General features: G+C 39.7%; 12 protein-coding genes. 6 read left to right on the plus strand and 6 right to left on the minus strand.

Features of this window, described 5'->3' with window-relative positions; translation table 11 throughout:
* Positions 1-27 precede the first annotated feature (27 nt).
* From F6K18_RS35150 to F6K18_RS35170, 5 genes are read left to right on the plus strand one after another with little or no spacing between them, the layout of a single operon-like run.
* Positions 28-1,257: a tetratricopeptide repeat protein gene (locus F6K18_RS35150; protein WP_287239583.1), complete on the plus strand. Its 1,230-nt coding sequence runs from the start codon at positions 28-30 to the stop codon at positions 1,255-1,257.
* A 55-nt stretch (positions 1,258-1,312) separates the two neighbouring features.
* Positions 1,313-2,383 carry an SDR family NAD(P)-dependent oxidoreductase gene (locus tag F6K18_RS35155; protein ID WP_287527882.1) on the plus strand — a complete coding sequence of 357 codons (1,071 nt, stop codon included), beginning with the start codon at positions 1,313-1,315 and terminating at the stop codon, positions 2,381-2,383.
* 47 nt (positions 2,384-2,430) lie between these two features.
* On the plus strand, positions 2,431-3,618 hold the full coding sequence (locus F6K18_RS35160) for an NAD-dependent epimerase/dehydratase family protein (protein ID WP_124143501.1): 1,188 nt from the start codon (positions 2,431-2,433) through the stop codon (positions 3,616-3,618).
* Between the two features lie 34 nt (positions 3,619-3,652).
* Positions 3,653-6,310: a glycosyltransferase family 2 protein gene (locus F6K18_RS35165; protein WP_287527885.1), complete on the plus strand. Its 2,658-nt coding sequence runs from the start codon at positions 3,653-3,655 to the stop codon at positions 6,308-6,310.
* Between the two features lie 21 nt (positions 6,311-6,331).
* The gene (locus F6K18_RS35170) at positions 6,332-7,405 is read left to right on the plus strand and encodes a sulfotransferase (RefSeq protein ID WP_287527887.1); all 1,074 of its coding nucleotides are present in this window, start codon (positions 6,332-6,334) and stop codon (positions 7,403-7,405) included.
* A 49-nt stretch (positions 7,406-7,454) separates the two neighbouring features.
* Here F6K18_RS35170 and F6K18_RS35175 read toward each other — a convergent pair whose 3' ends face one another.
* The 6 genes from F6K18_RS35175 to F6K18_RS35200 form a co-directional block, all read right to left on the minus strand.
* A complete protein-coding gene (locus F6K18_RS35175) occupies positions 7,455-8,540 on the minus strand; it encodes a tetratricopeptide repeat protein (protein WP_287527889.1) in 1,086 nt (361 codons plus the stop codon).
* 82 nt (positions 8,541-8,622) lie between these two features.
* Complete coding sequence (locus F6K18_RS35180) at positions 8,623-8,757, minus strand: hypothetical protein (RefSeq protein WP_275670289.1); 135 nt, start codon at positions 8,755-8,757, stop codon at positions 8,623-8,625.
* The gene (locus tag F6K18_RS35185) at positions 8,729-8,926 is read right to left on the minus strand and encodes a hypothetical protein (RefSeq protein WP_124143506.1); all 198 of its coding nucleotides are present in this window, start codon (positions 8,924-8,926) and stop codon (positions 8,729-8,731) included. The genes F6K18_RS35180 and F6K18_RS35185 overlap by 29 nt, the downstream gene beginning before the upstream one ends.
* On the minus strand, positions 8,913-9,392 hold the full coding sequence (locus F6K18_RS35190; protein ID WP_192901047.1) for a hypothetical protein: 480 nt from the start codon (positions 9,390-9,392) through the stop codon (positions 8,913-8,915). The genes F6K18_RS35185 and F6K18_RS35190 overlap by 14 nt, the downstream gene beginning before the upstream one ends.
* 158 nt (positions 9,393-9,550) lie before the next feature.
* Positions 9,551-9,973 carry a type II toxin-antitoxin system VapC family toxin gene (locus F6K18_RS35195; protein ID WP_124143508.1) on the minus strand — a complete coding sequence of 141 codons (423 nt, stop codon included), beginning with the start codon at positions 9,971-9,973 and terminating at the stop codon, positions 9,551-9,553.
* Entirely contained in the window at positions 9,973-10,233 is a 261-nt protein-coding gene (locus tag F6K18_RS35200; RefSeq protein ID WP_124143509.1) for a hypothetical protein, read from the minus strand. The genes F6K18_RS35195 and F6K18_RS35200 overlap by 1 nt, the downstream gene beginning before the upstream one ends.
* Positions 10,234-10,473: 240 nt before the next feature.
* On the opposite strand from F6K18_RS35200, the gene F6K18_RS35205 reads away from it, so the two are divergent.
* Positions 10,474-10,865: Rpn family recombination-promoting nuclease/putative transposase (locus F6K18_RS35205; RefSeq protein WP_287527892.1), on the plus strand; the 392-nt coding region annotated here is incomplete at its 3' end.

Genomic DNA, 10,865 nt, shown 5'->3' on the forward strand with positions numbered 1-10,865 from the left:
GTTGACTTTTAACTTTTGACTTCAATTATGGTTCAAACTAATTTCAAAACTGCTAATCAATTGTTGCGGGAGGGCAAGCTCGATGATGCTGTGGCTGCTTACCGTGAGGCGATCGCTCTTAATCCTGGTTTTTCCCATACTCATCATAATTTGGGGGAGGCTTTGGTTAAGGTGGGGCGCATAGATGAGGCGATCGCTGCTTTTGGTCAGGCTGTGGCCATAAATCCTCAAGCTTCCTGGTCTCTCTACAAGTTGGGGGTTTTGTTACAGGGTGAAGGTCAATTTCAGGAGGCTTTGGGTTATTTTCGTCGGGCCGTGAAGCAGAAGAGCGATGTGCCAGAGTTTTATCTTGGTTTGGGAGCGGTGTTGGTGAAGTTGGGGCAATGGTCGGAGGCAGAGCAGTGTCTTGACAAAGTGGTAAATATGTTGTATGCAAATGCAGGGAAGTTTCATGGAACGTCCCTACAGACAGAGGCTTATTATTATTTGGGGGCGGCTAAGTCTGGGCAGGAGCAATGGTCTGAGGCGGTGGAGTTTTATCGTCGGAGTTGGGAGATGAGTCCCGGTGGGGTTGATTATTGTTTGGGTTTGGCTGAGGCTTTGGGTAAGTTGGGACAATGGTCGGAGGCCGTGGAATTTTATCGTCAGGCGGTGGTTTTGTCTGGGGAGTCTGGTGAAGTTTTGTTTGGTTTGGGTCAGGCTTTGGGGCAGTTGGGTAGATGGGATGAGGCTGTTGTTGAGTATGGGCGGGCGATTAGTTTGGGTTTTGCTGGAGCCGAGGTGAGGCATCATTTGGGTTATGCTTTGGGGCAGTTGGGTAGATGGGAGGAGGCTGTTGTTGAGTATCGGTTAGTGGTGGAGATTAATCCTAAGTCTGCTGTGGTTAGGCATCAGTTGGGGTATGGGTTGATGCGGTTGGAACGTTGGCGGGAGGCGGAGGTTGAGTTGAGGAAGGCGGTGGAGTTGCATCCTGGATCTGCTTTAGTTTGGCAGCAGTTGGGGGATATTTTGTTGGAGTTGGGGGAAAAGGATGAGGCGGTTGAGGTTTATCAGAAAGCTGTAGATTTGGGTTTTGATGGGGTGGATGGACATTACCTTTTGGCAAAAAGAGAGGAGGACAGACAGAAAGCAGAACAAACAGCAACCGATAGCCTCCATAAAGAAAACGAACTGCTTCTACTCCAGCTAACTCAAGCTCAAGAAATGCTGGAAGAATATTATTTGAAATATCAGGAGTTAAGCAATATAAATCTTTAAATAATTCAAATGATAGTATACATCTTATAAAATTGGAAAGTACAACTGGAACAATATGACGCACCTTAACAAAAAATCTGTATTAGTGACAGGATGCTGTGGCACTGTAGGTAAAGAACTGGTACGCCAGCTTACAGAAGAATATGCTGTAGGCGAGCTAATTGGACTAGACAATAACGAATCTGAACTATTTTTTCTACAGCAGCGCTATCAGCAACAGACAAATGTTACTTTCTTTCTAGCAGACATCCGCGATCGCTACAAGCTGATTAGAATGTTTCAAGGTGTACATATTGTTTTTCATGCTGCGGCATTTAAGCACGTTGTACTCTGCGAGCGTTCCCCTTTTGAAGCTGTTCAGACTAATATTAATGGTGTTCAAAATGTCATTGAAGCTGCTTATGAGTCAAAGGTAGAAAGGGTGATTTTTACCAGCTCTGATAAAGCTGTTAATCCTACAAATGTGATGGGAACTTCCAAACTCATGGGGGAAAAGCTGATGACTGCAGCTAGCAGCGAATCTTTGAAGGGAAGTGGGACAGTTTTTGCTTCTACTCGTTTCGGAAATGTTCTTGGTTCCAGAGGCTCTGTTATACCAGTTTTTCACGAACAGATTCGTCGAGGTGGTCCAGTGACTCTGACAGACCCGGAGATGACTCGTTTCATTATGAGCATTAAGGAAGCTACCCGACTTGTTATTGATTCAAGTATCCTTGCCAAGGGGGGAGAAATTTTTGTGACAAAAATGCCAGCGATTCGGATTCTAAATTTGGCTGAGGTTATGATTCAGCAGTTGGCTCCGGTTTACGGCTATCGCCCTGATGCTATCGAAGTCGTAACCATTGGGGCTAAACCTGGTGAGAAGTTCTATGAAGAACTGATGAATAGTGAGGAAACTAGACGAACGTATGAATTGAAAAACTATTTTGCTGTTATACCTGCTTTTGGTAGTATTTCTGACAAGATTGAATATGATTATCCAGATATTCTGTCTTTAACGGTTGAAAAGCCCTATAATTCTAACAATGAAAAGCCCTTATCTCAAAAAGAGTTAACGGATTTTCTGCTTGGGAATCAACTTCTGGAAGCAGACTTATTACCACAAAATCTGACAAAACACAATTAGTTCAGAATAATAAACAATATACAATACACAGGAGGCTAGAATACAACATGGCACATATTCTGATACTCGGCGGTGATGGCTATCTTGGTTGGCCCACAGCTATGTACTTTTCCCAACGCGGTTATGATGTCACCGTAGTGGATAACTATTTCCGGCGCAATGCTTGCACTGAATTGGATGTAAGGATGCTTTATAGTTTGCCCACTCTACAGGAGCGAGCCAGCATTTGGCATGAAAAAACTGGTAAAGAAATCAAAGTGGTGATTGGCGATCTGACTAACCCACATCAAATGCGTGCATTTTTTGATGGTAGTGTTTCTTATCAGTGGGCTGTTAATAATAAGTTTACTGGTATCCCAGATACGGTTGTCCATTATGCAGAGCAGCCATCTGCTCCCTATTCTTTGATTAATTACAACTACGCTAATACCACTATCTCAAATAATCTTCTGGTTACAAATAATCTGATGTTTGCAGTGCGTGATTATTCTCCTAGTACCCACATTATTAAGTTGGGAACGATGGGAGAATATGGAACTCCTAATATTGACATTGAGGAAGGTTGGCTGGAAATTGAACATAAGGGACGCAAAGACAAATTTCTCTTCCCTAGACAAGCGTCGTCTATCTACCACACCACAAAAATTATGGATACTGACTTGCTTTGGTTTGGGGTTCGTATGTGGAACTTAAGGGTGACAGACCTAATGCAAGGTCCGGTTTATGGTTTGGAAACTGAAGAATCTGTGATTGACGATCGCCTGAAGACTCTTTTCAATTATGATGAGGTATTTGGTACAGTGGTCAACCGTTTCATTACCCAAGCTGTTGTTGGTTACCCCCTGACTGTTTATGGAAAGGGTGGGCAAATTCGGGGTTATCTGAATATTAAAGACACACTGCAATGCGTACACAAGTCTGAAATAACGCTGGCAAAATCTGGCGAGCTTCGTATTTTTAACCAAATTATGGAAACTTTCAGCGTTAATCAACTGGCAGAGTTGACTAAGAAGGTAGGCACAAAATTGGGTTATGATGTGGAGATTAAAAGCATTGAAAATCCACGCAAAGAGTCTGAGGAACATTACTACAATCCAACTTACCAAGGTTTAGTGAATATTGGTGTTGAACCGCACTACCTGACTGAAGAGGTGATGGAAGATATGTTCCGGGTGGTGGAGCGCTACAAGGATAACATTCGCAAGGATGTAATCTTTCGTGGCATCCGTTGGTAAGAGAAAGTTATTTCCCATCAGGAATTTTGAAGTAATGAGACAAAATCAGAACATATTTACCATATTTGAGGAAGCTCGGAGGCTATATCTCCAAGAGGGGTTTGATGAAGCTCGCGAACAGATGGCTGTATATCGACAAAGTGTTGACTATGAAAGTTTTCCCAAGCAGGATAAAAGGCCACAGAAGTCGGTTCACAGTTCGGTGATTATCGTCAGCTTTAATGCAGATCTGGCGTTGATGCAATGTCTAGAATCAGTATTCAAGCAAACTGATACGGGGTTTGAAGTTATTCTCATAGACAACGGTGGTAATGAAGCAGTTCGCCAGCAGTTAGCTGACTTTCCAATGCTTTGGGTGTCTCCTCCTATAAATTTGTTGCCCTCTGAGGGGCGTAATGTGGGGGCGCATTTTGCTTGGGGCGATCGCTTGATTTTTCTGGATGATGATGCCACTATGGATTCTGAGTATGTCAGCAACGCACGGGAAGCGATGGAAAACCATGATTTCTTGGCAATTAGAGGTAGAATACTTCCGAGTGTTAATCCACCAAAAGCACGGCCTCCTTTGCACTATGATTTGGGGGTTTATCCTTTACCCGCAGTATTGATTACTGAGGGGAATATGGTGATTCAAAAACAAGCGTTTGTCTCTGTTGGGGGGTTCGATCCGCTGCTTTTTGGTCACGAAGGTGTGGAGTTAACTAGCCGTTGTTTGCAGAAATTTCCCAACAAAGGAATTTATTATTGGCCTAAGTTACTAATTTATCACGATTTTGTCAGTGCTGAGAAACTGGAGGCTAAAAAGGCGCGACAGACTTTGGCTAAGAAATATATTAAGAAGGTTTCGCCTCTAGCTGGGTTTTTGTCTGAGGAGTATCTAATCTGGTATTCTTTACGTCCTGAAGGTTCAGCAGTGGAACCTGTCAGTAGCAAAAATGGCAAGGGGGCAACAGATGGAGTATCTATAATTATTCGCGCAGGGGAAGATATCCGCTCTGTGAAGAAGTTTTTAGGGTCTTTTGTACGTTATAACACTCATAAGCCTGTAGAGATATTGATGCCTGCGGCTCAACCCCAGGAAGCTCTGTCTGTTATTAAGCCTTTTATTCCCCGCGTGTTGATCCGGCTGCTGCCACCGGAAATTATGTCTGCTCAAGCTCCTATGAGTAAAATAGCCAAAACTGCTAGGTATGGTAAAATCCTCTTTCTGGATGAGTCTGCTGTCTTTGAGAGCGATGTCTTACCGAAACTACTAGAGTGCCTTTTTTCTGCACAGGTAGGATTCATAGGCTCTAAATCTGATGGAGCAAACAGTGACCAACACAAGATTCTGAGTCCCTCATCTCATGGACTGCTCAACAGCTTGTTCTTTCTTTGTAACAAGGCACTTATGGTAGTCCCTAGCGTGGAAAATTTACCTGCAAATATAGCAGTTTATGATTTACTTGAACATTTTATCTCTGTCAAAAAAGACATAACTACCCCAGTAGGGAATATCGTTGACGATTGCAGGTCATTGACAATAAATGATAATCTTGAATACATAAAGTTGATAAATAATGCAATAAAAACTGGGAGACCACCAGTTAAAGAAAAAATTATAGCTGGAATGGCAACAATACCGAGCAGGCTGAATACATTGCCACAAGTGCTAGAGCGTTTAAAACCACAGTTTGATCGCATTTATGTTTATTTGAACGGGCATGAAGAAGTTCCAGAATGTGTTCAACAGGATAACATATCTTATGCCTGGAGTAAAAATCATGGTGATTTAGCTGCTGCCGGAAAATTCTTTTTTTTACCAGAGGCAAAAAATGGTTATTACTTTTCACTAGATGATGACTTCTTGTATCCAGATGATTATTCATACAAGATGGTAACTACTCTAAAAAAATATAACGATAGAGTTCCTGTTTGTGTTCATGGTTCGATTTTTGGAGAACCTTTGGAATGGTATTTTGAGCGAATAGCAGTTTTTGGTTCACGAACTGGTCTTGAGCAGGATCGCTTTGTTACCTTGGCTGGAACGGGAACCTTGGCTTTTCACTGTAATTCAATAAATTTGAATTTTTCTGATTTCAGTCCAACTCCTATGTGTGATTTACAAGTGTCGATTAAAGCCCGGAAAAATGACTTGCCAATCGTTGCGTTGGCAAGAGAAAAAAATTGGCTACAACTAATTGAGGAAGACGCAAGTAAAAATGCTGGTCTAGACTATTGGAATCGAATGCTTATTGATGACAAAGGTAGAACTGAAACTGCGAAGAAATTTAACTGGGGTTTTGACTATTACAAACAAATTATACTAAAGTTAATGAATCAAATTTATCCAAAAATAGATCGTAAAGAATTAGACGAACACCTATTTGATACAGACTTTATTGTAAGTGCAGAGTCATATAAAGTCCCCAATAATTGGAATCCAGAAGTCAGTTTTCTGTTTTATACGAGAAAATATCAGTATTTATTGCGAAGTCTTAAAATACTTAATTTCGTGAAGCAGTATTCAAAGTATCCTGATTTGCAAAAGCTTTTTCCAAGTAAAAAAGAAGTTCTCATTCCAGTCGAAACAAAAGATGTAGCTATATTGAAAGAAAAAACTAGCAAGCTCTTGCAAGAGATCAGAAATTTGGAGAAGGAAAATGAAAACAAGATGAGTAATAATATTCTTTTATCGTTAGAATCTTTGTAATAGTATAGCTAAGAATAAACCATGGTGGAAATAAATCGCTCAGAGCAAAAAACAAAGCATGTTGTTGTTGTACTCGGTTCTGGTAGGTCGGGGACTTCAGTATTGATGCAAGTCTTAGCATCAATAGGTATGAGTATTTCAGAAAATCTCGTTCCACCAAGATTTCATAACACTCTTAGTCCGATGGAAGATGAAGATATGACAAATATATATTTCAAAGAGATATTCCCAAAAGTAGGCTCAAACTCTCTGCTGCCTTTGCCTTATGAAAATATGAATTGCAATCGAAGTTTAAAAGATGCTATTTTTAGACAATTAAAACAAATAATAGTTAAAAATACAAACAAAGCAAAAAGCATATGGGGTTTTAAGCATCCCGCAACCTCTCTGATTTTACCCCTTTGGTTCCAGGCTTTTAATTCTACAGCCACAGTTCCTATTTTCTTGATGGCTGTTCGCAATCCATCCACATCGGCTTCGTCTAGAAAAAAAAGTTTTGGGCACGCTGAAGCAATTGGAGAATTAGCATGGCTTTCCAACTATACTGAAGCTTTGCATCATATTGGTGCAGATTGTTTCATTGTTCACTATGAAGATTGGTTCAGTGAGCCAACAAAAATAGCTAAGGAAATTTTGTCCTACACGGGATTAGACCAATATTTTACTGGGGATGTGAAGGAAGTTCTTAGTCAGGTCATTAAACCCAATCTCAACCGCTCAGTACATGAAGATTATCAAGTACAAAATGAATATGTCCTCAAACTCTACAATGTCCTCAAAGATTGCCGAGGTGCAGACTTTGATCGCGCCCGCCTCATGGCTGTCGTCAAAGAATGCCGCCAAGCAATGGACGGGTTCAAAGGATGGTATTTAATCGCCCAAGAAAACATTGCCCGCGTTTCAACCCTACGAGAACAACTTCAGACTGCCAAAGAAAAACAAGCCGAAATCCCTCAACTACAAAAACGCATTCGAGAACTCGAACGGGAAAATCAGCGATTATCAGAAATGGAAAAAGAAATTATCCGTGCCGACGAAGCACTTAATCATCTCCAGGAACTGTATCCACAAAATCCTACCCACGATCGCCTCTGAAAGTCACTAAGTAGTAAACCGACTCTTTCACCTTATTAAATAGACATTCTCATTGGTCTGAGTTTAACACTAAATTGATAACTTTTTGAGTATTAAGAGAAGGTATTTGTCCAATTTGTTTCTTCACTCGTGACTTCAGCAAAGTTCTCTGGGGATTATTTGCAATTTCCATAACCGCAAAAGCCAATTTAAAATACTTTAAAGACAGCTTGTACCGACGGGCAACTGCAGCCCCTCGTCCAAGGAGATTATATATGCCAGAAGTCAAAACTCGATAAACTAGGTTATGGCTGCAACCCCATTCTAGGGCTAAATCTGTACAGCGTCGTAAAGCATTTATATTCCCCAGTTGTTGATAACCTGTAGCAACTAACAGAGCTAGTTTAGCACGTTCGGGACGCTGAAACAAATCTGCCTTGTCCAACTGAACTAGAGCTTCCCAGTCGCCAATGTACCAAGAGTTACGAACACCAGTAAATGTGGCAGAACAACCAAACCACTTATGTAAGCCAGAAACAATCATTTGACTGATACTCTGTTCGCTCAAACCCCAATCTAATGCAAGACCAATGCAATCTTGTGCTGCCTGAATATCGCCTTGGTAAAGGTGAGCGATCGCCACAAAAACGGCAACTTTAGCTCTTTCCGGCTGGTTACTTAATGTTTCAGGAGTTAGCTTTGCCAGGTTATCCAAGTCACCAAACTGCCATTGAGAGTCGGTTTCCTCTGGAAAGTATAAATTCTCTGGGAAAAGCTCATTATTTACAGTTAGTGTAGAGAGATTTGAAGCACATTCTTCATGCTTACCATTCAATTCACATAACAAATTATGCTTGCTTTGAACCGCTTGCCTAAAATAACCTATAGCCTCTTCAAAACAACCTTGCTGAATAAACAAACGACCTAAATTCATCTGAAACCAAGCAGAATTAGGATTAATTTCAATCGCCTTTTGATACTCAACAGCAGCCTCATCAAAGTTTCCCTGCTTAACAAAAGCATCACCCAAATTATTATATGCCCAAGCAAAATTAGGATTAATTTCAATAAGCTGATGATAAAGAGCGATCGCCTCATCCAACCGCCCCTCTCTCTTCAACCTATTAGCCTGCTTCAACAACTGTCCAGCACTCATACCCTTATTACCCATAACAACCCATAAATCTACTCAAAAATATTATCTTCTATCCTAATAGCAAAAGACTGTCTCATATTATTTATTCTAATATGGGTTGGCAAAGCCCAGCGGCAGCTACATCCCACTCTTCCTCCACTTCCTTAAACCAATCTTCTGAGCGATCATTATGCCAAGCATTATAATAGTTATTTTTGGCTATTTCTAATCCGCTCAAGGTCTTGCAAAAATTCCTCCCGCGTTACTCCCTTAAGTAACTCTTCTCGTTCTTTAGTGTAATCACCATACCCCCATCCCACTTGTTGTAAAAAACGAATAGTATTAATTTGGCCTAAATTATCCACCAAAACTTGATAACCTTTTCTTCTAAGCTCAACTGGTTTCATTCTCTATCTCACCTTGTTCTTGAAAAATACTCATTAACCAATTAACAGGATTGCTTAATTTTATTTGGAGTAATTCCTGATAATTATTTGCCTTTTTCAGCAAGCGGTCATCTGTCGTTAAAAAAACATCAGCCATTGCTTTTTCAGCACAGGCAATATGGAAAGAGTCATACAATCCAAATCCTAATTTTTCTAATGTTTGCGACCGCTCCCGAATAATACTATCAATGGTAACTTTTATTGTAGCCATTTGTAAGATTTTCTGGATATTTTCTAACTTTTCCACATCAGTCATTTTTTCTAATTCTAGAGCGATCGCTTCACTGGTAATAAGTTGCCAATCTCCAGAGCTAATTCTAGCTGCAATATTGAGAACTGCTTCTCCTTCAAAGCGAATACGCTCTTGCGTCCAATCATCAAAAGGGCGGTTTAAGCAGCAGACATCAAAATAGATTTTCAACTTCATCACCCCCTATTTTCAATTAATTAGCCTCCAATATTTTTGTCGTTAAATTGAACAACTCTGTAACCCGCATCCAAGAATTGTACCACAAGCAATATCAGTTTTTTTATTATCTTATTTCTCAAAGAAAAAGACTATCTAATTATCATCAACTTATGCCATCACAAATCAACAGGAATAATCAAATCTATAGCTTCATTTCTATTTTTTCGATAAATCCGAAAATCACTATCCAACGTTAAAACTACGCTTTCTGGAATTAACTCACTCATTCTCACCAAACAAGCATCTGCCAAAGACATTGGTACATTTTGATAGCGCTTCATTAATGCTTCAACTTCTACCATTTCATGTGTTAAAGAAAAAGGAATTGTTATCTGCTTTGTCTGTAACAAAGAAAAAATAAATTCCACAGCTCCATAAGTGCCTTTGAGCAAAAAGTAAGACTCAACAATTACGGCTTCACAACTCAATAAAGGAGGATTAATTTTGCTCAACTCAACTTTCGCCCATTCGTGAAATTTATCGCTTTTACTCAAGTAAGCTACGACAACACCTGTATCTATAATGACTTTTTGACTCATTATTTACCAATATTTTCCAAATACTTCTTATTAGTTGACAAGTCACTGGGCAAACCATCAAGAGCGCCTGCCATTTCTTTAGTTGCTTCATAGAAAGAAACTTGTTTTTCCTCTTCTTTGCCCGATGAATTTTCCGAATTACTCCAAGAATTTTGACTTAGCAAAAAATCTAGAAAATCCCGAAGGCTTTGGCGTTGTTTTGATGAGAGTTGGCGAAATTTTTCTAGCATAATTTTATCTGCATCGCTGAGTTGATTCATAGCAATAATTTCCTATAATATTTAGGTTATTTTAAATTAATAAGTAATAACAGATAAATTGATTATTAGCAATATCCTGCTAAGGAATTTGGCAGGATTTAATCCCCTCATCCAACCTCTCTGCTCTCTTCAACTGATTGAAGAAGGCAGAAGCGGTAGACCCCTAGGCTCCGCCAACGCTCCTTAATTACCATTAAATAGTGTACCATAAATCATACCAGTTCAAAAGAACATATAACCATGAAATTTATCAGCCCCAAAACCGACTTTGCCTTTAAAAAAATCTTTGGTTCTATTCACAGTCAAAACATTCTCATCAGCTTTCTCAATGCCATAGTTTATAACAATCAAAATATTATTCAATATCTCAAAATAATTAACCCCTATAACCCTGGAGTCACTAACACTATAAAAGAGAGTTATTTTGATGTAAAAGCACTTTTATACAATGGTTCTACCGTCATCATTGAAATGCAAATATTGAACGTAGAATATTTTGAAAAACGAGTAATTTATAACTTAGCTAAAGCGTATGGAAATCAATTAGATGCAGGGCAAGGTTATATGATGCTGCAACCTTTTATAGCTTTAACGATCGCCGACTTTGTTTTATTTGAAAAGACAGTTGAAGA

Origin of the sequence: Okeania sp. SIO2C2, from assembly GCF_010692625.1 — a bacterium.
In the GTDB taxonomy this organism is placed as follows: domain Bacteria; phylum Cyanobacteriota; class Cyanobacteriia; order Cyanobacteriales; family Microcoleaceae; genus Okeania; species Okeania hirsuta.

Excerpts from the sequence above, each read along its gene's own strand:
- F6K18_RS35150 (WP_287239583.1), top strand. The coding sequence starts at position 28 with ATGGTTCAAACTAATTTCAAAACTGCTAATCAATTGTTGCGGGAGGGC.
- F6K18_RS35170 (WP_287527887.1), top strand. The coding sequence starts at position 6,332 with ATGGTGGAAATAAATCGCTCAGAGCAAAAAACAAAGCATGTTGTTGTT.
- F6K18_RS35155 (WP_287527882.1), top strand. The coding sequence starts at position 1,313 with ATGACGCACCTTAACAAAAAATCTGTATTAGTGACAGGATGCTGTGGC.
- F6K18_RS35175 (WP_287527889.1), bottom strand. The coding sequence starts at position 8,540 with ATGAGTGCTGGACAGTTGTTGAAGCAGGCTAATAGGTTGAAGAGAGAG.
- F6K18_RS35195 (WP_124143508.1), bottom strand. The coding sequence starts at position 9,973 with ATGAGTCAAAAAGTCATTATAGATACAGGTGTTGTCGTAGCTTACTTG.
- F6K18_RS35190 (WP_192901047.1), bottom strand. The coding sequence starts at position 9,392 with ATGAAGTTGAAAATCTATTTTGATGTCTGCTGCTTAAACCGCCCTTTT.
- F6K18_RS35165 (WP_287527885.1), top strand. The coding sequence starts at position 3,653 with ATGAGACAAAATCAGAACATATTTACCATATTTGAGGAAGCTCGGAGG.
- F6K18_RS35185 (WP_124143506.1), bottom strand. The coding sequence starts at position 8,926 with ATGAAACCAGTTGAGCTTAGAAGAAAAGGTTATCAAGTTTTGGTGGAT.
- F6K18_RS35160 (WP_124143501.1), top strand. The coding sequence starts at position 2,431 with ATGGCACATATTCTGATACTCGGCGGTGATGGCTATCTTGGTTGGCCC.
- F6K18_RS35200 (WP_124143509.1), bottom strand. The coding sequence starts at position 10,233 with ATGAATCAACTCAGCGATGCAGATAAAATTATGCTAGAAAAATTTCGC.